The following is a 19,749-nucleotide window of genomic DNA, read 5'->3' on the forward strand; positions in this document are numbered from 1 at the left end:
CGTGAAGCATCGTCCGGGCCGCACGGCACAGAGTATCTAGGAGCACCACTGTGGCTTTGTCCACCGAAGAGAAGAAGTCGATCCTTGCCGAGTACGGCGTGCACGACTCGGACACCGGATCCCCGGAGGCCCAGGTCGCGCTGCTGACCAAGCGCATCGTCGGCCTCACCGAGCACCTCAAGGCTCACAAGCACGACCACCACTCCCGTCGCGGGCTTCTGCTGCTGGTCGGCCGCCGCCGCCGGCTGCTGAACTACGTGATGAAGGTGGACATCGAGCGTTACCGTGCGCTGATCCAGCGCCTCGGCCTGCGCCGATAGCTTGAACCCGAGGGGGAGTGACCACATCGGTCGCTCCCCCTCGGTCCAAGTACAAGGAAACACGCGGCGCGAGCGCGCACGAGGAACCGTCCGCCGGTCCTCGGTAGTGGTTCCCGGGCAACGGCCCGGGGGCTTCGATCGAAGACCGGCCTCACTCCTCGAGCGTCCGCAGGCGAAACAGGTCCCAGGGTGGGAGACTCGCGCCGTTACAGAGGATCAAAAGAGGAGATACACCCTATGACCGACTCCACCGGAGTCACCGTGCACGAAACCGAAGCCGTGATCGACAACGGCCGTTTCGGCACCCGCACCGTTCGCTTCGAGACCGGCCGCCTGGCCCGTCAGGCCGCCGGCGCCGTCGTCGCGTACCTCGACGAAGAGACCATGCTGCTCTCGGCGACCACCGCGTCGAAGCACCCGAAGGACCACTTCGACTTCTTCCCGCTGACCGTGGACGTCGAGGAGCGGATGTACGCCGCCGGACGCATCCCCGGCGCGTTCTTCCGTCGCGAAGGTCGCCCGTCGACCGACGCGATCCTGACCTGCCGCCTGATCGACCGGCCGCTGCGCCCGTCGTTCGCCGACGGTCTCCGCAACGAGATCCAGGTCGTCATCACCGTCCAGAGCCTCAACCCGGACGACCCGTACGACGTGCTCGCGATCAACGCGGCCTCGGCCTCGACGCAGATCGCCGGCCTGCCGTTCTCGGGCCCGGTCGGCGGCGTCCGCGTCGCGCTGATCGACGGCCAGTGGGTCGCGTTCCCGACCTGGAAGCAGCTCGAAGAGGCCACCTTCAACATGGTGGTCGCCGGCCGTATCGTCGGTGACGACGTCGCCATCATGATGGTCGAGGCCGAGGGCACCGAGCAGACGCTCGACCTGATCGCCGCCGGTGGCAAGGCGCCGGACGAGATCGCCGTCGCCGAGGGCCTCGAGGCCTCGAAGCCGTTCATCAAGGTGCTGTGCGAGGCCCAGCAGCAGCTGGCCGAGCTGGCCGCCAAGCCGACCGGCGAGTTCCCGGTCTTCCTCGCCTACGAGCAGGACGCCTTCGACGCCGTCGCCGCCATCGCGACCGACGACCTCGCGAACGCCCTGACCATCGCGGGCAAGCAGGACCGCGACAACGCGACCGACCAGGTCAAGGCCGCGGTGCTGGAGAAGATCGGCCTGGGCGAGGGCGAAGCCTTCCAGGGCCGCGAGAAGGAGATCGGCGCGGCGTTCAAGGCCCTGTCGAAGAAGATCATGCGCAAGCGCGTCCTCACGGACAAGATCCGTATGGACGGCCGCGGCCTGACCGACATCCGGTCGCTCGCCGCCGAGGTCGCCGTGATCCCGCGGGCGCACGGTTCCGCACTCTTTGAGCGTGGAGAAACGCAGATCCTGGGCGTCACCACGCTGAACATGCTCCGCATGGAGCAGCAGATCGACTCGCTCTCCCCGGAGACCACGAAGCGGTACCTGCACCACTACAACTTCCCGCCGTTCTCCACCGGCGAGACCGGCCGCGTCGGTTCGCCGAAGCGGCGCGAGATCGGCCACGGCATGCTCGCCGAGCGCGCCCTCGTGCCGGTCCTGCCGAAGCGGGACGAGTTCCCGTACGCGATCCGCCAGGTCTCCGAGGCGCTGGGCTCCAACGGCTCCACCTCGATGGGCTCGGTCTGCGCCTCGACCATGGGTCTGCTGAACGCGGGTGTCCCGCTGAAGGCGCCGGTCGCCGGTATCGCCATGGGCCTCATCTCCGACGAGGTCGACGGCGAGACCCGCTACGTCGCGCTGACCGACATCCTCGGCGCCGAAGACGCCATGGGCGACATGGACTTCAAGGTCGCCGGCACCAAGGACATCATCACCGCGCTGCAGCTCGACACGAAGCTCGACGGCATCCCGTCGGAGGTCCTCGCGGCCGCGCTGAAGCAGGCGAAGGACGCTCGCCTCACCATCCTGGAGGTCATCGCCGAGGCGATCGACGGCCCGGACGAGATGAGCCCGTACGCGCCGCGCGTCACCAGCGTGAAGATCCCGGTGGACAAGATCGGCGAGGTCATCGGCCCGAAGGGCAAGATGATCAACTCGATCACCGAGGAGACCGGCGCCGACATCTCCATCGAGGACGACGGCACGATCTACGTGGGCGCGGCCGACGGCCCGTCGGCGGAGGCGGCGATCGACAAGATCAACGCCATCGCCAACCCGCAGCTGCCCAAGGTCGGCGAGCGCTTCCTCGGCACCGTGGTGAAGACGGCCGCGTTCGGCGCGTTCGTCTCGCTGCTGCCGGGCAAGGACGGCCTGGTGCACATCTCGAAGCTGGGCAACGGTAAGCGGATCGCCAAGGTCGAGGACGTGGTCAACGTGGGCGACAAGCTCCGCGTCGAGATCGCCGACATCGACAACCGCGGCAAGATCAGCCTGATCGTGGTCAAGGAAGACGAAGCCGCCGAGAAGCCCGCCGAGGGTGACAAGGCCGAGGCCCCGAAGGCCGACGCGTAGTAGTCCTGGCTAGACCGATGTGAAACGTCAGGAAAGGGTCGTTCAGGACATTTATCGTCCTGAACGACCCTTTCCTGACATGTGAGTAAGGAATCCGTTGGCTCGTCAGGTTCCCGGGCACGAACAGCCCGTCGGCAGCACCCGCACGCTGGAGTCCACTTCGGACGGCGCGGTGGTCAAGCGCAGTGTGCTGGCCGGTGGCCTCCGGGTCATCACCGAACACGTCCCCGCGTCCCGTTCGGTGACGGTCGGGCTGTGGGTCGGCGTCGGATCGCGCGACGAGCCGTCGTCGGTCGAGGGCGCGGCGCACTACCTCGAACACCTGCTGTTCAAGGGCACCACGAACCGGGACGCCACCCAGATCGCCGAAGAGATCGACGCGGTCGGCGGGGAGTTCAACGCGTTCACCGCGAAGGAGCACACCTGCTACTACGCGCAGGTGCTCGACGAGGATCTGCCGCTGGCGATGGACCTCGTCACCGACGTCGTGTTCGAGGCGCTGTGCACGGACAAGGACGTCGAGACTGAGCGCAGTGTCGTGCTCGAAGAGATCTCGATGCGCGACGACGACCCCGAAGACCTGCTGCACGAGACGTTCGTCGGCGCGATCCTGGGCAACCACGCGCTCGGCCGTCCGGTGCTCGGCAGCGAGAAGTCCATCGTCGAGATGTCCGCTTCGGCGTTGCGCGGGTTCTACCGGCGCCGCTACACGCTGCCGCGGATGGTGCTCGCGGTCGCCGGGAACATCGAGCACGGCCAGGTGCTTCGCTTGGTGCGCAAGGCTTTGCGGAACCGGTTGACCGGAACGGCGACACCCGTCCCGCCGCGGGGCGGGCGGGCGCGGATCGCGATGGCGCCGAAACTCGCGCTGCACACCGACGACACCGAGCAGGCGCACGTGATGCTCGGCCTGCGTTCGCTGTCGCGGCACGACGACCGGCGGTTCGCGCAGTCGGTGCTCAACGCCGCGCTCGGCGGCGGGATGAGCTCGCGCCTGTTCCAGGAGGTCCGCGAGAAGCGCGGCCTGGCGTATCAGGTGTATTCGTCCGTCGCGAGCTACGCCGACGCCGGGCACATGGCCGTGTACGCGGGTTGCCAGCCGGAGAAGCTCGGCGAGGTCGCCGGCGTGATCCGCGAGGTGCTCGAACTCGTCGGCAAGGACGGGCTGAGCGAAGCCGAGGTCGCGCGGGCGAAGGGGCAGTTGCGGGGCGGGCTCGTGCTCGGCCTCGAAGACACCTCGTCGCGTATGTCGCGGATCGGCAAGAACGAACTGAACTACGGCCGTTATCTCGGCGTCGACGACACGGTGGCGCGGATCGACGCCGTCACCACCGAAGAGGTCTGTGCGCTCGCTCGCACTCTGCTCGCCCGCCCTGGTGGCGTGTCGGCGGCGGCGGTGGTCGGGCCGTACGCTCACGCCGACGACCTTCCGGACGATCTGCACGAGGTGATCGCATCATGACCGCTGGGATTCGCGTCGGCGTGCTGGGCGCACGCGGCCGGATGGGCCAGGAAGTGGTGAACGCCGTCAACGGCGCCGACGACATGGAACTCGTCGCCGCGCTCGACGCCGGTGACGACTTCGCGGCGCTCAAGCAGGCGCAGGTCGTCGTCGACTTCACCCACCCCGAAGCGGTGATGGGCAACCTCGAGTTCCTGACCGGCAACGGGATCCACGCCGTGGTCGGCACCACCGGGTTCAGCGAGGAGCGGCTGGAGAAGCTGCGCTCGTGGCTCGCGGCCGACCCGTCGCTCGGCGTGCTCATCGCGCCGAACTTCGCGCTCGGCGCGGTGCTGGCGATGCGGTTCGCCCAGCAGGCGGCGCGGTTCTACAACTCGGCCGAGGTCATCGAACTGCACCACAACCGCAAGGCCGACGCGCCTTCCGGCACCGCCGCGCACACCGCGCGGCTGATCGGCGAGGCCCGCGCGGAAGCCGGTCTCGCTCCCGGTGAAGACGCGACGACGTCCGAAGTGGACGGTGCCCGCGGCGCGCTCGTCGACGACGTCCGCGTGCACTCGGTCCGGCTCCCCGGGCTGGTGGCGCACGAGGAGATCCTGTTCGGCGGCGAGGGGGAGACCCTGACCATCCGGCACGACTCGCTGCACCGCACGTCGTTCATGCCGGGTGTGCTGCTCGGTGTCCGTTCGGTGCTCACCCGGCCCGGCCTGACGGTCGGTCTCGAGAACATCCTCGACCTGTGAGGGCCCGCAACTTCGCGCTGGTGATGACGGCGGCGCTCGCCGTCTACGTCGTCCTGCTGGCGGGCCGGGCCATCGCGTTGCTGCGCACCGGCGAGACGGTGCCGGTGATCTTCGGCATCGGCGTCCTGCTGCTGCCGGTGCTCGGGATCTGGATCATCGTCACCACGTGGCGTTCCGGCGTCCAGATCCAGCGGCTCTCGCGGCGGCTGGACGAGGAAGGCGGCCTTCCCGACGTCTCCGATCTGCCGCGGCGGCCCTCGGGCCGGGTGGACCGCGACGCCGCGGACGCCTGGTTCGACGAACGCCGCGCCGAGGTCGAGGCGGATCAGGAGAACTGGCGCGTCTGGTACCGGCTGGCGTACGCGTACGAGATCGCCGGGGACCGGAAACGGGCCCGTGCGACCATGCGGCGCGCCGTGGAACTCGAAGCCGCCTCCCGCACTTAGAGGACTAAATGCGGGAGTTCGCGTCACGCATCCAGAGGACTAAATGCGTGAGGTCAGTAGTGGAACCAGCCCGCGAACAAGGCGGGGGAGGCGGCCAGCAGGCTGAACCGCAGCCAGCGGCCCACGAAACCGGTGGCCAGGAAGGTCGCCAGCGGCATCCGCACCAGGCCCGCGAGCACACTCGTGGCCATGTACGGCGGCAGGCCGACGACCGAACTCACCCCGTACGTGCCCGCCATCCAATGCGGATGCCGATGGCACCGCTCGCGCAAGGCGTCGAGCCGGGCGCGCATCTTCTTGGTGCGCGCCCGCCACCGTTCCCGGCGCGGGGTGGGCGGCCGCTCGCGGTGCAGGCGGTCGTGCAGCGGTTTCGGCAGCTTGATCGTGCCCTTCGCGGCGAGGTAGTAGAGCGTCTTCCCGCCCACCTGACCGGCCGCGACGATGGCGCCGAGCAGCAGCCACGGCAGCGTCGGCTGGCTCGCGCACAGGCCGATGAGGAACATCTCGATGCTGACCACGGGGAGGATCGCGGAGCCGAAGGCGACGCCGAACGACAGGAGCAACCAGCCCACCATCGTTGCCTCCCCGTTATCTTCGTTCTCTCCAAGTTATCAGCTGAAAACCTGGACGCACTGGGGCCAGCCCCCGTTCCCGGCCTCGGGGCCGCACCAGAAGATCACCTGTTCGTCGGCTCGCGGCCACTTGCCGCTGCCATGCTGGAGCCGTGGCCGACGTGCACGACGCGGTCCGCGGCAAGGGTTTCGCGGATCGCTTCGCCGACTTCTGCGCGGCCGTGGTGCGGCGCCTCCCCTTCGGGCTTTCCCGGCTGGTGGCGCCGAGTTTCCTCGGTTTCGCGCTCATCAACGGGTTCACCTTCGGGGTCGACCTGATCCTGCTGACCCTGCTCCGCGGCTGGCTCGGCCTGCCGGTGTGGCTGGCGATCACGCTCGCCTACGCGACGGCGTTCGGGCTGAGCTTCGTGCTGAACCGCAGCATGAACTTCCGTTCGCACGCGCCCGTCGGCAGGCAGGCGGTGCTGTACGTCATCGCGATCGTCATCAACTACGTGGCGTTCCTGCTCGGTGTCGGCGCGGGATTGGCCGCGCTCGGCGTCGACTACCGCCTGTCCCGGCTCATCGCCGGGGCGTGCGAAGGCGTGTTCATGTACTCGGTGATGCGCTGGGTCGTGTTCGCGAAGTCAGGGAGTGAGCTCGAGGTCGAGCCCGCCGGTGAGCCGGACTTCGCGCACGTTCGTGCTTCCGGTGTCGAGGATGCGGACGGTCCCGTCGGGCGACCAGCCCGCGCGGCGGAAGAAACCCAGTGACGCGTGATCGGTCTGGGCGACCCAGCTGATCCCGCGGGTGGCGCCGTCTTCGCGCAGCCAGGCGGACGCGTTCGCCAGCAACCGTCCCGCATGCCCTCGGCGTCCCCAGCGCGGCTCGACCAGCAGCGAGGCGATGAGCGCCGTCGTCGAAGCGTCGTCGGGCAGCGATCCGTCGGCCGTGGCGACCTCGCTCACCGGCGCGCGGCCGACGACGCAGAAGCCGACGGTGAACTCGCCTTCGGTGGCGAGGAAGACACGTGTGCCCGGGTACTCGATCGTCTCGGTCCAGGTCTTTTCGAGCTCCTCGATGTCGAGCCCGGCGACAGCCGCTTCGCCGAGCAGCTCCGTGTAGGCGCTTCGCCAGGTATCGCGCTGGATGCGGGCGATCTCGGGGGCGTCGGACACGACTGCTGGGCGGACTTCGGCGGCGGCCATACTGCGCAGATTATCGGTGTCGCCGAAAACTGTCGGTGGTGGATGGCAGCATGCGCACGATGAGCACTACGACCATCAGCGGTCCGGTCGCGCGCCGGATCGCCCTGGCCGCACAAGGGTTCGCCGACGCGCGTCCCGGTGGAGCGGTGACGAGGAGGCATCTGCAGCGCGTCCTGTCGCGGATCCAGTTGCTGCAACTGGATTCGGTGAACGTCGCGGTCCGCGCGCACTACATGCCGTTGTTCTCCCGGCTCGGCGCGTACGAGCCCACGCTGGTGGACGACGCGGCCTGGTCCCATTCGGCGCGCAAACCCCGGATGCTGGTCGAATCCTGGGCGCACGAGGCGAGCCTGCTGCCGATGGCGGACTGGCCGCTGTTGCGGTCCGGGGCGAAGCGCATGGGCTGGTGGACGAACTACGCGCGCGTGCTGGACCAGACGCCGCAGCTGGTGGACGACATCCTGACCGTGATCAAGGAACAGGGACCGATCGGCGCGGGCGGCATCGAGCGCGCGCTGGAGGGCAAGTCGGGCGGTTCGAGGCCCGGTTCATGGTGGGAGCGGTCCGAGGTCAAGAAGGCCTGCGAGTGGCTCTTCGGCATGGGGCAGCTGACCACCGGCACGCGCCGGTCGTTCGAGCGGCTGTACGACCTGACCGAACGCGTCGTCCCGCCGGAGATCCTTTCGCGGACCGTGAGCCCGGAGGAAGGCGCCCGCGAACTGATCACCCGCGCGGCCGTGGCGCTGGGCATCGGCACCGAACCGGATCTGCGGGACTACTACCGGCTGGGCCCCGACGTCAGCAAGCGGGCGGTGGCGGAACTGGTCGAGGAGGGTGTGCTGGAACCGGTGACCGTGGACGGCTGGCCCGCCCCGGCGTACCGGCACGTCGCGGCGAAGGCGCCGAGGTCGGTCACCGGCCGAGCGCTGCTGTCGCCCTTCGACCCGCTGATCTGGGAACGCGCCCGCACCGAGCGCATCTTCGACTTCTTCTACCGCATCGAGATCTACGTGCCCGAGCCGAAGCGGATCTACGGGTACTACGTGTTCCCGTTCCTGCTCGACGGCGAACTCGTCGGCCGGGTCGACCTCAAATGCGATCGCGCCGCCGGGGTGCTTCGCGTCCAGGGAGCCTTCGCCGAGCCTGGGGTGGATGTCGCGCGGGTCGCCAGTGAGCTGGCGGGCGAGCTGCGGCTGATGGCGGAATGGCAGGGGCTGGACGGGGTCGCGGTGGGGGAGCGGGGCGATCTCGCTCCGGTGCTCTCACGCCTCGTGCGCTGAGCTTCGCGAACGCTATGAAAGGTCCTTTCCTTGCAAAATTTGCAAGGAAAGGACCTTTCATAGCGTCGGCGCCTCTCGCGGGGAGGTCGTTGATGAAGGATTCGGGACACTCAACGTCCCGAATCCTTCATCAACGGCCGATTCGTGAGTGGAGGGCAGCGCCCTCAGGCATCATGGCCCGATGCGGCCGGTCCTGTTCCTCGACGTCGACGGCCCACTGAACCCGTTCGCCGCCAAGCCCAAACCGCCGGGATTCGTCGAGCACAAGTTCCGGATCCGGGGCTGGAGCCGGCGGCATCCACTGCGGATGTGGCTCAACCCGGGCCACGGGACGGCGCTGCTCGACGCGGCCGGGAACGCGGAGCTGGTCTGGGCGACCACCTGGGGGCACCAGGCGAACACCATGGTGGGCCCGGCCATCGGCCTGCCCACGCTTCCCGCCGTGGACTGCGCGAACGTCGACAGCGGCTGGAAGTTCGACGCCGTCGCCCGTTACGCCGAGCCGCGCCCTCTCGTCTGGCTGGATGACGATTTCGACCTGTATCCCGCCGCCAGGGACGCGTTCCTGGCCCGGCGGGACGGGATGGTCACGCACCTGGTGCGGGTCGATCCGCGCACGGGTATCACCGATGTCCATCTGGCGGCCGTTCGCGAGCACCTGAAATGAGCAAGGGACCTTTGCTCCCACCCCCGTGGAAAAGTGCGAGCAAAGGTCCCTCGATCCCCCTGCAGACCGCGGCTCAGCCGGCCGCGCTGGTCACCACCGCGTCACCCGTGCCGGTGCGCGCCCGCACCTTCAGCGAGACCTCCGAAGGCGCGCTCTCCGCGACCTCCAGTTCGCTCGACACCGATCCGGTCGTCGACGAGAGGTCGATCTCCGCCTGGACACCGCCGCGGATCCCGACGCGGACCTCACCCGATCCGGTGGTCAGTTCCAGCGTCCCGGAAGCGGCGTCCGCCACCGAGAGGGAGCCGCTGCCGGTGCGCGCCAGGACCTCGCCCGCGACCTCGCCGAGCCAGACGTCACCTGTGCCGGTCGCGACCGTGGCCGAACCGCTCACCGACGCCGCCTCGACGGAGCCGCTGCCGGTGCGCAGCTGGAGACCGGACAGGGTCGGCCCGAGCTTGATGTCGCCGGTGCCGGTGCGGACGATCGCCGAACCGTTGGCTCGTTCGAGCGCGATCTTGCCCGCGCCGGTCATGAGGTCGGCCCGTCCGGCGGAGCCGGTGACCGTCACGTCGGCCGCCCCGGCCCGCACCTCCAGATGCGAACCGGCGGGCGCCTGCACGGTCACGGCGAGCGGGACGTTCTTCAGCTGCCAGGCCTTCGGCGCCTGGACGACCAGCCGGTTGCCGACCTTCTCGATCCGCGTCTGCGCCACGGCGTCACCCACGGCGCCCGCCGACCCCACCGGTGAACCGCCGAGCTGGTCGCCGAAACGTTCCCCGACCCAGCTGAGCAGGCTCGTCATGCCGTCCACCCACGGCTGCTGTTCGCCGCCGTCCCGGCGGACCTCGATGTGGACCCCGTTCCCGTCGGTCAGTTCGATGGTCACCCGGCCGATGGCCACGCTCACGTCGACCTCGATGGGGCCCTCGGCCTCGAAGTCCTCGACGCGCACGGTCTCTTCACCGGCGGGAATGCTTTCCTCGGTCATGTCCGTCCCCCTCAGCCCTGGACCCAGCCGTGCAGGTGCGAACCGGCACCGCCGCCAGGCTTCTGCTTGTGCTGCCAGTGCTCGCTCCCGCTCTTGCCCAGCGCGCCCTGGACGGCCTGCGAGACGAACGTGTTCAGCGAAACGCCCTGCGAGGCGGCCGCGGCTTCGGCCTGGCCCTTGACCTGCTCGAACAGGCGCAAGGTGATCCGGGTGATGTCGCCCGTGTCCACCTTGGGCGCGCGCGGGGTCTCCCGCGGCGCCTCGGTGCGGGGCGCGGACTGCTCGGCGCCCTCACCCGCCCCCGTGACGACGACGCGCACGTCGCGGCCGTCGAGCCGGACGTCGACGACGTGCCCCGGCAGCGCCGAGGTCACTTCGGCGGCGAGGTCGGCGAGGGCGTTCATGATGGTCAGCCGGGCGGCGGGCTCCAGCGCTGACGACAGCAGCGCGGCAGCGCGCCGCGTCTGCTCGTCGCCGGCCGAAGCCGTGTTCGCGAGGTCCTCGCGAAGGCTTGTGATGTACGGCGTCAGATCCATGACACCACTATGACGTCACTTGTGATGTCACGTCAAGGAGACCTGACGTCACCGTGATGTCGCCCCGGCGTCAAACCTGCTTGCGGTTACGCTGCCCGGAGTCGTGGAGCAGGGGTCGAAAAGGAGTGCGAACGTGGCCGAGACCGTGTCACCCAAGGTTCAACTGATCGCGAAGACGGAGTTCTTCCCGCCGTCCGACGTACCGTGGTCGACCGATGCCGACGGTGGTGAGGCGCTGGCCGAATTCGCGGGCCGGGCCTGCTACCAGTCCTGGAAGAAGCCGAACCCGAAGACGGCCACCAACGCCGGCTACCTCGAGCACATCATCGACGTCGGCCACCTGTCGGTGCTGGAGCACGGCTCCGTCAGCTTCTACATCACCGGCATCTCCCGGTCGCTGACGCACGAGCTGATCCGCCACCGTCACTTCTCCTACTCGCAGCTCTCGCAGCGCTACGTGCCGGAGCGCGACGCCGCGTTCGTCGAGCCCGACGTCATCGCGCAGGACCCGGAGCTGCACGCGAAGTTCCTCGCCGCCTCGCAGGCCGCGGTCGACGCCTACACCGAACTGCTCGCCGGGCTGGAGGAGAAGTTCGCCGACGTGCCGAGCGCCACCCTGCGCCGCAAGCAGGCCCGCCAGGCCGCCCGAGCCGTGCTGCCGAACGCGACCGAGACCCGCATCGTGGTCACCGGCAACTACCGCGCCTGGCGGCACTTCATCGCGATGCGCGCCACCGAGCACGCCGACGTCGAAATCCGCGCCCTGGCCATCGACTGCCTGCGCGAGCTGCAGAAGGCCTCCGGCAACGTCTTCGCGGACTTCACCATCTCCGCGCTGCCCGACGGCACCGAGGTCGCGTCCAGCCCGAAGGTTCTCGAGGGCTGATGCGACGCCTCGCGATCGACGTCCGGCCCGGCGAGTACGCGGTCGCCCGCCTCGCCCCGGACGCGCCGGTTCCGGCGAACCTGCTCGACCCCGGCGAGCCCGTGCTGATCTCCCTCACACGGACGCCGGAAGAGCTGTCGGTGATCTGCCCGGCCGGTCTCGCGCCGGCCGGGGCCACCGTCGAGGACGGCTGGCGGCTGCTGTCGGTCCGCGGACCGCTCGCGTTCACGCTGACCGGCATCATCGCGGCGTTGTCGAGCGAGCTCGCCGCCGCCGGCGTGGCGCTGTTCTCGATGTCCACATTCGACACCGACCACGTGCTGGTCCGGGCCGCCGAACTGGAGCGCGCGGTGAAGGCGCTCCGGGAGGCCGGGCACGAGGTCACGGTCTGATCCATCAGCCGGGCGAAGGAACCTTTCGGGACGCGAACGGGTCCGAGTTAGCATCCTGCGCGAACCGAAGGAGCACCGAACCTTGACCGACGAACAGACCCGTCCGTACGGGCCGCCCCAGCAGACGCAGCAGGCCACCGGCGCGCGGATCGTCGCCGGCCGATACGCCCTGCTGGGCGAGCTCGGCCGCGGCGGGATGGGCATCGTCTGGCGTGCGCAGGACCAGGTGATCGGCCGCCAGGTGGCGATCAAGGAACTGAAGTTCCCGAACGCCCCCGAGGACGCCTCGGTGCTGTCGGAGCGGATGCTGCGCGAGGTCCGCTCCGGCGGCCGTCTCAACGATCCGGCCGTCGTCACCGTGTACGACGTCGTCACCGAGAACGGCGCCACCTACATCGTGATGGAGCTGGTCGAGGCGCCGACGCTGGCCGACCTGGTGCGCGACCGCGGTCCGCTGCCCGCCCAGCAGATCGCGCTGGTGGGGGAGCGGGTGCTGTCCGCGCTGCGGGCCGCGCACGCCGCCGGGATCGTGCACCGCGACGTCAAACCCGCGAACATCATGGTCGCGCCGGACGGCCGGGTGAAGCTCACCGACTTCGGCATCGCGCACGCCGCCGACGACCCGCGCCTGACCACCAGCGGCATGATCGTCGGCTCGCCCGCGTTCATGGCGCCGGAACGGGTCGAGGGCCGTGACGCGATGCCGGAATCCGACCTCTGGTCGCTGGGCACGACGCTGTTCTTCGCCGCGGAAGGCATCGTCGCGTTCGAACGGTCGACCACCGCGGCGACGCTGCACGCGATCATGACCGAGGCGCCGTACCTGACCCGGGTCCAGGGCCCGCTGGCCGCCGCGATCCTCGGCCTGCTGGTCACCAAACCCGAGGCGCGGATGTCGTATGACCAGGTGCGCAGCCTGCTCGCGGCCGCGCAGGGCGTGCAGGCCCAGCCCACGCCGCCCTCGGGCGGCACGGCGATGATGCCGCAGTCCGGCCAGCCGATGACCCGGCTCGCCCCGGCGCCCGAGGCGAAGCGCAACCTGCGCCCACTGTGGCTCAGCCTCGCCGCGGTGGCCGTGATCGGCGCGCTGGTCGGCGGGATCTTCCTCGGCCGCTGGATGGCCGCGCCCGAGGGGAGTTCGCAGGCGCAGCCGACGCTGACCTACGGCATCAACGGCCAGGTCAAGCTCGGTTCGTCCGGGGACTGCTACAACGTGCCGCTCAAAGAGGGCATCAACCTGAACGACGGGGTCAGCTGCGACAAGGACCACCTGCTGGAGATCTTCTCCAAGCGGGCCCTGCTCGAAGTCGAGTCCCCCAGCGACGACGACGCGAAGATCGCCGAATACCCGGGCGCGGAAACGGTCAACCGGATCGCCGAGGCGACCTGCTCGGCGACCTTCAACTCGAACGTCGTGCCCGCGGCGCAGCGGGCGACGCTGACCTGGCGGGCGCTCGTCCCGACCGAGGCCGAGTGGAAGCGGCCGCCCGGCGAGGAAGACCGCACCTACTCGCGGGGCTACTACTGCCTGCTCGCCAAGACCGACGGGAGCCAGATCCCCTCGCAGATCACGACCAAGGTCAAATAGCTCACAGAGAGTTTGCGCCGAGTTCGCCTTCGTCGCGGAAAATCTCCCGCATTCGACGGGAACGACCACGTCGGCAAGGGTTCGGCGCTCGCAGGAGGTACCTTCACAGCATGTCCACTCCACCTACCGCAGCGCCGGGAAGACCGTTCGGGCGCGTGCTCACCGCGATGGCCACCCCCTTCGACGCCGACGGGGCGCTGGACCTGAAGCGGGCGCAGGAGCTGGCCGAACACCTCGTGGAACTGGGCAACGACGGTCTCGTCGTGAACGGCACGACGGGGGAGAGCCCCACCACCACCGACGCCGAGAAGGCCGAGCTGGTCCGCGCCGTCGTCGAAGCCGTCGGTGACCGCGCGACGATCGTCGCCGGGGCGGGCACGAACAACACCGCGCACAGCATCGAGCAGGCGAAGCAGGCCGAAGCGGCGGGCGCCCACGGCATCCTCGTCGTCACGCCGTACTACTCGCGGCCCAGTCAGGCCGGGCTCTACGCGCATTTCACCACGGTCGCCGACGCCTCCGGCCTGCCGGTGATGCTCTACGACATCCCGCCGCGCTCGATCGTGCCCATCGAGGTCGACACGCTGCTGCGGCTCGCCGAGCATCCGCGCATCCTCGCGGTCAAGGACGCCAAGGGCGACCTGATCGCCGGCTCCGAGGTCATCGCGAACTCGCAGCTCGCCTACTACTCCGGTGACGACGGCCTCAACCTGCCGTGGGTCTCGGTCGGCGGCGCGGGCGTGGTCAGCGTGATCGGGCACGTCGTGGCGGGCCGCATCCGCGGCATGATGGACGCCTACGAGTCCGGCGACACCTCCACCGCGCGCACCAACCACCGCGGCATGCTGCCGGTCCTGCGGGCGATGTCCCGCGTCGGCGGGGTCGCCTTTTCGAAGGCGGCCCTGAAGCTGCGCGGATTCGACATCGGCGACCCGCGGCTGCCCATCGTGGCCGCGAGCGACGAGCAGCTCCAGGCGATTTCCGCCGATCTCGCCCAGGGGGGCGTGCCGCTCGGGGAAAGCGCCGCCAGTGACTGGCATGGTGCACGAGTGGCACAAGCAGATTCAGCGGCGGCCTACACGGCGCCGACCTCACATACCAGCGTAGGGACCATGCCTCGGTGAGTTCATTGCCAACCGGACCCGGACCGACCACCCCGCCGCCCGCGCTGCCCGAAGGCGCCTTGCGCGTGGTCGCGCTCGGCGGGATCGGCGAAGTCGGCCGCAACATGACCGTCTTCGAATTCGACGGCCGTCTGCTGATCGTCGACTGCGGGGTGCTCTTCCCCGAGGACGACCAGCCCGGCGTCGACCTGATCCTGCCCGACTTCCGCGCGATCGAAGACCGCCTCGAGGACATCGACGGTCTCGTCCTCACCCACGGGCACGAGGACCACATCGGCGCCGTCCCGTTCCTGCTGCGGCTCGTGCCGGACCTGAAGATCTACGGCTCCCGGTTCACGAACGCGCTGCTCGCGGCCAAGGCCAAGGAACACCGCCAGCGGCCGAACCTGATCGAGGTCCGCGAGGGCGAGCGACGCAAGGTCGGCCGGTTCGACCTCGAGTTCTTCGCGGTCAACCACTCGATCCCGGACGCGCTCGCGGTGGCCATCCGCACGCCCGCGGGGGTCGTGCTGCACACCGGCGACATCAAGCTCGACCAGCTCCCGCTCGACGGCAGGCTGACCGACCTCGCCGGGTTCTCCCGGCTCGGCGACGAGGGCGTGGACCTGTTCTGCGTCGACTCGACCAACGCCGAGGTGCCCGGTTTCGTCATGCCGGAACGCGACATCGGCCCGGTGCTCGACGACGTCGTCCGCAAGGTCGGCCAGCGGGTCATCGTGGCCTGTTTCGCGAGCCACGTGCACCGGGTCCAGCAGGTGCTCGACGCGGCCGTGCGGCACGGGCGCCGGGTCGCGTTCGTCGGCCGGTCGATGGTCCGGAACATGGGTATCGCGGCCGATCTCGGCCTGCTGAACGTGCCCGACGGTCTGCTGGTCAACCTCGACCAGGCCAGTGACCTGCCCGAGGGCAAGGTGCTGTTCGTGTCGACCGGTTCGCAGGGCGAACCGCTGTCGGCGCTGTCGCGCATGGCGCGCGGCGAACACCGGCAGATCTCGATCCGTGCCGGCGACACCGTCGTCCTGGCCAGCTCGATGATCCCGGGCAACGAGACCGCGGTCTTCGGGGTCGTCAACGGCCTCACCCGGCTCGGCGCGAACGTCGTGCACCAGGGCAACGCCAAGGTGCACGTGTCCGGGCACGCGTCGGCGGGCGAGCTGCTGTACCTGTACAACGCGGTGCGCCCCAGCAACGTCATGCCGGTGCACGGCGAGTGGAAACACCTGCGCGCCAACGGGGAACTGGCCGTGCGCACCGGTGTCGCGCCGGAGAACGTGGTGATCGCCGAGGACGGTGTCGTGGTCGACCTCGTCGACGGCAAGGCCATCCGGACCGGCCGGGTCGAGGTCGGGCACGTGTACGTCGACGGCCTCTCGGTCGGCGACGTCGGCGAGTCGACCCTGTCCGACCGGCTCGTGCTCGGCGAGGGCGGTTTCATCGCCATCACCGTCGCCGTGGACACCAGCACCGGCCGCGCGGTGACGCGTCCGACGGTGTCCGGACGCGGGTTCTCCGACGACCCGAAGGCGCTCGACGCCGTGGTCCCGATGGTGGAGATGGAACTCGCCAGGACCGAGGCCGAGGGCATCACCGACACGCACCGCATCGCGCAGGCCGTGCGCCGTGTCGTCGGCCGCTGGGTCGCCGACACCTACCGGCGCCGCCCGATGATCGTGCCGACGGTCATCCCCGTCTAGTCCCGAACGCGCGTGAAGGCCCCCTTCCCTCGGCTCAGCCGAGGAAAGGGGGCCTTCACGCGCGAGTGGCGGCCGCGAGCAGCAGTGCGAAGGCGACCGTGATCGCCTGGCCGAAGAGGGCGTTGCGCGCTTTGCGCTGTTCCGCACGGGTGGGCCGGTTCATCACGAATTCCCCCGGTTTCGAGTGTTTTCCTTACCGGGCAAGTGTTTCGCGAGCCGCGTCGGCGCACCTCCCGCCTCGGTAGGGTTTCTCTACGCCGAAAGTCGTAGCCTTCCCCTAGGGGTGCTGTCGGCGTACCCTCGGACGCTCCTCGAGCCCCATGCCGGGAGAGCCGATGGGACGCCACGCCACCAGCCGGACCCGAAGACGGATACTGCTCCCGCTGCTGGCGCTCGCGCTGGCGGCCGTGCTCGGCGCGGCCACCTGGGTCGCCGTGGCCATGGCGCGGTCCGAACCCGACTGCGAGACCACGCGGGTGGTCGTCGCCGCGTCACCCGACATCGCCCCCGCCGTCGCGGAAGCGGCGGACGCCCTCGATCTCGCGTGTGTCGCGTTCGACGTCCAGCCCCGGGAATCCCTTCAGATGGCGAAGGAGCTCTCCGGAACCGCGCCCAAGCCTCAGGCCTGGATCCCGTCGTCGACGCTGTTCCTGAGGCGGGCCACCGGTGTTCCGCCGTCGGGGCCGTCGATCGCCAGTTCCCCGGTGGTGCTCGCGGTCGCGGAACCGGTCGCGCGGGCGCTCGGCTGGCCCCGCGAGCCGCTGACGTGGCCGGAAGTGCTGGGCCACGCCGGGATCGTCGCCGGAATGCCGGATCCGGCACGCGATCCCGTCGGAGTCTCGGCGCTGCTGGCACTCCGCGAGGTCACGGAGGATGACTCGGACCCGGCCGCCGCGTACGTCGCCTTGCTCCGGAAGTTCTCCGCCACCACTTCGGGTGCGACGGTGTTCCCCGCGGCGGAGAACGCGGTGCTACGGCACAATTCCGGACTTTCCGAAGGCGAGACCGCGCTGGTGGCCGCGTACTCGCCCGCGGCCATGGCGCTCGACTATCCGTTCGTCGAGCTCGCGGGGGCGACCCCGCGGCAGGCCGAGGCCGTCGCGGAGCTCAAACGCGCCCTGCTCTACGGCGCCGCGACCGGCACGCGGTCCGAGCTGCGTGCCCCGGGCGGGCAAGCGTTGCGGCTGACCGAAACCGATCGACGCGTCGAGGCGCACGGACAGCGCAGTAGCGAGATCCCGGCGGCCGCCGAAGTCGACAAGGCGCTCAGCCACTGGGCCGGGGTGAACGCGAGCGCCCGGGTCCAGGTGCTGATCGACGTCTCCGGCTCGATGAGCGCGCCGGTCCCGGGAACCGGGAAATCCCGCCTGGCGATCACGCTGGAGGCGGCGGAGAACGCCCTTCACTTGTTCAAATCCAAGTCACAGGTCCGTTTTCTCGCCTTCGCGACCAAAGTGGACGGTGAGCGGGACTACCGGGAGATCCTGCCGATGGCCCCGGTCGGGCAACAGCTGGCGGCGGTCGATCGGTTGCGCGCCGTCCGCGCCGTACCGGACGGGCAGACCGGGCTCTACGACAGCGTCCTCGACATCTACCGGCTGGCGCACAAGGAATTCGAGCGGGGAAAGCTGAACCTCGTCATCGTGATGACCGACGGCCGCAACACCGATCCCGGCGGCATCAGCCGCGAGAACCTGGTGGCCGAGCTGGGAAAGCTGCGCGACCGGGAGCGGCCGGTGCCGGTGATCGCCATCGGGATCGGCCCGGACGCCGACGAGACCGAACTCGGGCAGCTCGTCGCGCCCGCCGGCGGACAGGCCTTCCTCAGCCGTGATCCCGCGAAGATCGAAGAGGTGTTTTACGGGGCTCTCGGCCGGATCGCCGGCGCTGGATGAAGTACACGCCGAGGATCACCGCCAGGCTGATCAGGCTCAGGTAGAGCTGGGCCCGCGTGTCGTCGTCCACGAACAACATCGACGCGACCACGGCCAGCGTCCCGGCGAGGGTGAGCCAGCTCAGCCATGGGTAACCCCACATGCGCAGTTTCAGCCGTTCCGGCGCCTCGGCCTCCAGACGTCGCCGCATCCGCAGCTGCGAACCCGCGATGATCGCGTAGACGAACAACGCGACCGCGCCGGCGGAGTTGATGATGAAGTAGAAGATCTTGTCCGGGGACACGAAATTCATCACCACGGCCACGTAACCGACCGAAGTGGACACCAGGATCGCCTTCCACGGGACGCCACGCCGGTTCGTGTCCGCGATCCACTTCGGCGCCCAGCCGTTGCCGCGCAACGCGAACAACATGCGGGAAGCGGTGTACAGCCCCGAATTCAGCACCGACAGCACGGCCGTCAGCACCACCGCGCTGACCACGGTCTCGGCGGCGGGGATGCCGAACCGGCCGAACGCGGCGGCGAACGGGCTGGTCGTGGTCGGGATGTCACGCCAGCCGGTGATCATCACCAGCAGGGTCACGGAGCCGACGTAGAACACGATGACGCGCCACACGATCGACGAGGTCGCCTTGCGCACGGCGGTCTCGGGTTCCCGCGATTCGGCGGCGGCGATGGTGACGATCTCCGCGCCGAAGTAGGAGAAGATCACGATCACCACCCCGTGCACCACCGAGAACGGGCCGTTGGCGAGGAAACCGTCCTGCGCGATGTTGCCGACCGAGAACGAACCGCCGGGCCAGGCCCCGAGCACGAACAGGATGCCCACCACGAGGAACACCACGATCGTGGCGATCTTGACCGACGCGAGCCAGAACTCCGTCTCGCCGAACGAACGGGCGGAGGCGAGGTTCGTCGCGGTCAGCAGCAGCATCAGCACAAGCGAGAAGATCCATTGCGGCACAACGGGAATCCAGGTCTGGAGGATTTTCGCCCCGGCGACCGCCTCGAACGCGACCACGCCGACCCAGAAGTACCAGTACAGCCAGCCGACGGTGAAGCCCGCCCAGCCGCCGAGCGACGTCCGCGCGTACTCCATGAAGGACCCTTGCGACGGCGAGGCGGTCGCCATCTCGCCGAGCATCCGCATCACCAGCACGACGATCAGGCCGCCGATGGCGTAGGAGAGGACGGCCGCCGGGCCGACGGTGTGGATGACCGCGCCGCTGCCGATGAACAGGCTCGCGCCGATGATGCCGCCGAGGGCGATCATCCGCACGTGCCGTTGCCGCAGGTCCGGGCGCAGTCCCGGCCGTTCGCGCGTGGTTCCGGAGTCCATGTCGCGGTTACCTCCTGTCGGAGCGGCGGCGGATCGCGGGATTGTCGCACCGCGAGGTCGGGAGGAAAAGTGTTTGCGCAACCCCAGGTGAACAGGCCGATGTGGACTCTGCCAACCTAGGCACTCCACCGCGCGTTCCG

Annotated in this window: 18 protein-coding genes and 1 pseudogene; 14 read left to right on the forward strand and 5 right to left on the reverse strand. The window is 69.5% G+C overall.

What is annotated here, in order from left to right; genetic code table 11:
- Positions 1–50: 50 nt before the first annotated feature.
- The 5 genes from rpsO (at position 51) to AMK34_RS22575 (ending at position 5,458) form a co-directional block, all read left to right on the forward strand.
- Positions 51–320 (forward strand): 30S ribosomal protein S15, encoded by a 270-nt coding sequence (gene rpsO / locus AMK34_RS22555; RefSeq protein ID WP_003084034.1) that lies wholly within the window; start codon positions 51–53, stop codon positions 318–320.
- 237 nt (positions 321–557) lie between these two features.
- On the forward strand, positions 558–2,807 hold the full coding sequence (locus AMK34_RS22560; RefSeq protein WP_073846705.1) for a polyribonucleotide nucleotidyltransferase: 2,250 nt from the start codon (positions 558–560) through the stop codon (positions 2,805–2,807).
- 97 nt (positions 2,808–2,904) lie between these two features.
- Complete coding sequence (locus tag AMK34_RS22565) at positions 2,905–4,269, forward strand: M16 family metallopeptidase (protein ID WP_016332618.1); 1,365 nt, start codon at positions 2,905–2,907, stop codon at positions 4,267–4,269.
- On the forward strand, positions 4,266–5,012 hold the full coding sequence (gene dapB / locus AMK34_RS22570) for a 4-hydroxy-tetrahydrodipicolinate reductase (RefSeq protein WP_073846706.1): 747 nt from the start codon (positions 4,266–4,268) through the stop codon (positions 5,010–5,012). The genes AMK34_RS22565 and dapB overlap by 4 nt, the downstream gene beginning before the upstream one ends.
- Positions 5,009–5,458: a tetratricopeptide repeat protein gene (locus tag AMK34_RS22575; protein WP_037343089.1), complete on the forward strand. Its 450-nt coding sequence runs from the start codon at positions 5,009–5,011 to the stop codon at positions 5,456–5,458. Before dapB ends, AMK34_RS22575 begins: the two co-directional genes overlap by 4 nt.
- A gap of 53 nt (positions 5,459–5,511) precedes the next feature.
- On the opposite strand, the gene AMK34_RS22580 is transcribed toward AMK34_RS22575, so the two are convergent.
- A complete protein-coding gene (locus AMK34_RS22580; protein WP_037343090.1) occupies positions 5,512–6,033 on the reverse strand; it encodes a YqaA family protein in 522 nt (173 codons plus the stop codon).
- A gap of 254 nt (positions 6,034–6,287) precedes the next feature.
- Here AMK34_RS22580 and AMK34_RS43555 point away from each other — a divergent pair.
- A pseudogene (locus tag AMK34_RS43555) lies at positions 6,288–6,638 on the forward strand (GtrA family protein); the annotation flags it as partial.
- A gap of 18 nt (positions 6,639–6,656) precedes the next feature.
- Here AMK34_RS43555 and AMK34_RS22590 read toward each other — a convergent pair.
- Complete coding sequence (locus AMK34_RS22590; RefSeq protein WP_083649967.1) at positions 6,657–7,217, reverse strand: GNAT family N-acetyltransferase; 561 nt, start codon at positions 7,215–7,217, stop codon at positions 6,657–6,659.
- Positions 7,218–7,276: 59 nt separating this feature from the next.
- On the opposite strand from AMK34_RS22590, the gene AMK34_RS22595 reads away from it, so the two are divergent.
- Both AMK34_RS22595 and AMK34_RS22600 read left to right on the forward strand, forming a co-directional pair.
- Positions 7,277–8,497 carry a winged helix-turn-helix domain-containing protein gene (locus AMK34_RS22595; RefSeq protein ID WP_073847160.1) on the forward strand — a complete coding sequence of 407 codons (1,221 nt, stop codon included), beginning with the start codon at positions 7,277–7,279 and terminating at the stop codon, positions 8,495–8,497.
- A gap of 181 nt (positions 8,498–8,678) precedes the next feature.
- Positions 8,679–9,164 carry an HAD domain-containing protein gene (locus AMK34_RS22600; RefSeq protein WP_073846708.1) on the forward strand — a complete coding sequence of 162 codons (486 nt, stop codon included), beginning with the start codon at positions 8,679–8,681 and terminating at the stop codon, positions 9,162–9,164.
- Positions 9,165–9,237: 73 nt separating this feature from the next.
- Here the strand turns inward: AMK34_RS22600 and AMK34_RS22605 are convergent, their stop codons facing one another.
- Both AMK34_RS22605 and AMK34_RS22610 read right to left on the reverse strand, forming a co-directional pair.
- On the reverse strand, positions 9,238–10,155 hold the full coding sequence (locus tag AMK34_RS22605) for a DUF4097 family beta strand repeat-containing protein (RefSeq protein ID WP_073846709.1): 918 nt from the start codon (positions 10,153–10,155) through the stop codon (positions 9,238–9,240).
- Between the two features lie 11 nt (positions 10,156–10,166).
- Positions 10,167–10,691 (reverse strand): toxin-antitoxin system HicB family antitoxin, encoded by a 525-nt coding sequence (locus AMK34_RS22610; protein ID WP_073846710.1) that lies wholly within the window; start codon positions 10,689–10,691, stop codon positions 10,167–10,169.
- Positions 10,692–10,824: 133 nt separating this feature from the next.
- Between AMK34_RS22610 and thyX the strand changes: the two genes are divergently transcribed.
- From thyX to AMK34_RS22640, 6 genes are all read left to right on the forward strand, one after another.
- Positions 10,825–11,577 (forward strand): FAD-dependent thymidylate synthase, encoded by a 753-nt coding sequence (gene thyX, locus AMK34_RS22615; protein WP_005156312.1) that lies wholly within the window; start codon positions 10,825–10,827, stop codon positions 11,575–11,577.
- On the forward strand, positions 11,577–11,969 hold the full coding sequence (locus AMK34_RS22620) for an ACT domain-containing protein (protein ID WP_016332627.1): 393 nt from the start codon (positions 11,577–11,579) through the stop codon (positions 11,967–11,969). Before thyX ends, AMK34_RS22620 begins: the two co-directional genes overlap by 1 nt.
- 82 nt (positions 11,970–12,051) lie before the next feature.
- The gene (locus AMK34_RS22625; RefSeq protein ID WP_073846711.1) at positions 12,052–13,557 is read left to right on the forward strand and encodes a serine/threonine-protein kinase; all 1,506 of its coding nucleotides are present in this window, start codon (positions 12,052–12,054) and stop codon (positions 13,555–13,557) included.
- 110 nt (positions 13,558–13,667) lie between these two features.
- A complete protein-coding gene (gene dapA / locus AMK34_RS22630; RefSeq protein ID WP_037343102.1) occupies positions 13,668–14,681 on the forward strand; it encodes a 4-hydroxy-tetrahydrodipicolinate synthase in 1,014 nt (337 codons plus the stop codon).
- Positions 14,678–16,375, forward strand: coding sequence for a ribonuclease J (locus AMK34_RS22635; RefSeq protein WP_073846712.1), 1,698 nt, complete (start codon positions 14,678–14,680; stop codon positions 16,373–16,375). The genes dapA and AMK34_RS22635 overlap by 4 nt, the downstream gene beginning before the upstream one ends.
- Positions 16,376–16,710: 335 nt before the next feature.
- Entirely contained in the window at positions 16,711–18,270 is a 1,560-nt protein-coding gene (locus AMK34_RS22640; protein WP_073846713.1) for a VWA domain-containing protein, read from the forward strand.
- On the opposite strand, the gene AMK34_RS22645 is transcribed toward AMK34_RS22640, so the two are convergent.
- A complete protein-coding gene (locus AMK34_RS22645; protein ID WP_073846714.1) occupies positions 18,200–19,609 on the reverse strand; it encodes an amino acid permease in 1,410 nt (469 codons plus the stop codon). The two genes, AMK34_RS22640 and AMK34_RS22645, sit on opposite strands and share 71 nt — an antisense overlap.
- Between the last annotated feature and the right edge of the window lie 140 nt (positions 19,610–19,749).

This window comes from Amycolatopsis sp. CB00013 (assembly GCF_001905755.1).
GTDB classification, from domain to species: Bacteria; Actinomycetota; Actinomycetes; order Mycobacteriales; family Pseudonocardiaceae; genus Amycolatopsis; species Amycolatopsis japonica.

Coding starts and splice junctions, on each gene's coding strand:
- AMK34_RS22645 (WP_073846714.1), bottom strand. CDS start 19,609: ATGGACTCCGGAACCACGCGCGAACGGCCGGGACTGCGCCCGGACCTG.
- dapA (WP_037343102.1), top strand. CDS start 13,668: ATGTCCACTCCACCTACCGCAGCGCCGGGAAGACCGTTCGGGCGCGTG.
- AMK34_RS22610 (WP_073846710.1), bottom strand. CDS start 10,691: ATGGATCTGACGCCGTACATCACAAGCCTTCGCGAGGACCTCGCGAAC.
- AMK34_RS22595 (WP_073847160.1), top strand. CDS start 7,277: ATGAGCACTACGACCATCAGCGGTCCGGTCGCGCGCCGGATCGCCCTG.
- AMK34_RS22580 (WP_037343090.1), bottom strand. CDS start 6,033: ATGGTGGGCTGGTTGCTCCTGTCGTTCGGCGTCGCCTTCGGCTCCGCG.
- dapB (WP_073846706.1), top strand. CDS start 4,266: ATGACCGCTGGGATTCGCGTCGGCGTGCTGGGCGCACGCGGCCGGATG.
- AMK34_RS22560 (WP_073846705.1), top strand. CDS start 558: ATGACCGACTCCACCGGAGTCACCGTGCACGAAACCGAAGCCGTGATC.
- AMK34_RS22640 (WP_073846713.1), top strand. CDS start 16,711: ATGGGACGCCACGCCACCAGCCGGACCCGAAGACGGATACTGCTCCCG.
- AMK34_RS22605 (WP_073846709.1), bottom strand. CDS start 10,155: ATGACCGAGGAAAGCATTCCCGCCGGTGAAGAGACCGTGCGCGTCGAG.
- AMK34_RS22620 (WP_016332627.1), top strand. CDS start 11,577: ATGCGACGCCTCGCGATCGACGTCCGGCCCGGCGAGTACGCGGTCGCC.
- AMK34_RS22600 (WP_073846708.1), top strand. CDS start 8,679: ATGCGGCCGGTCCTGTTCCTCGACGTCGACGGCCCACTGAACCCGTTC.
- AMK34_RS22590 (WP_083649967.1), bottom strand. CDS start 7,217: ATGGCCGCCGCCGAAGTCCGCCCAGCAGTCGTGTCCGACGCCCCCGAG.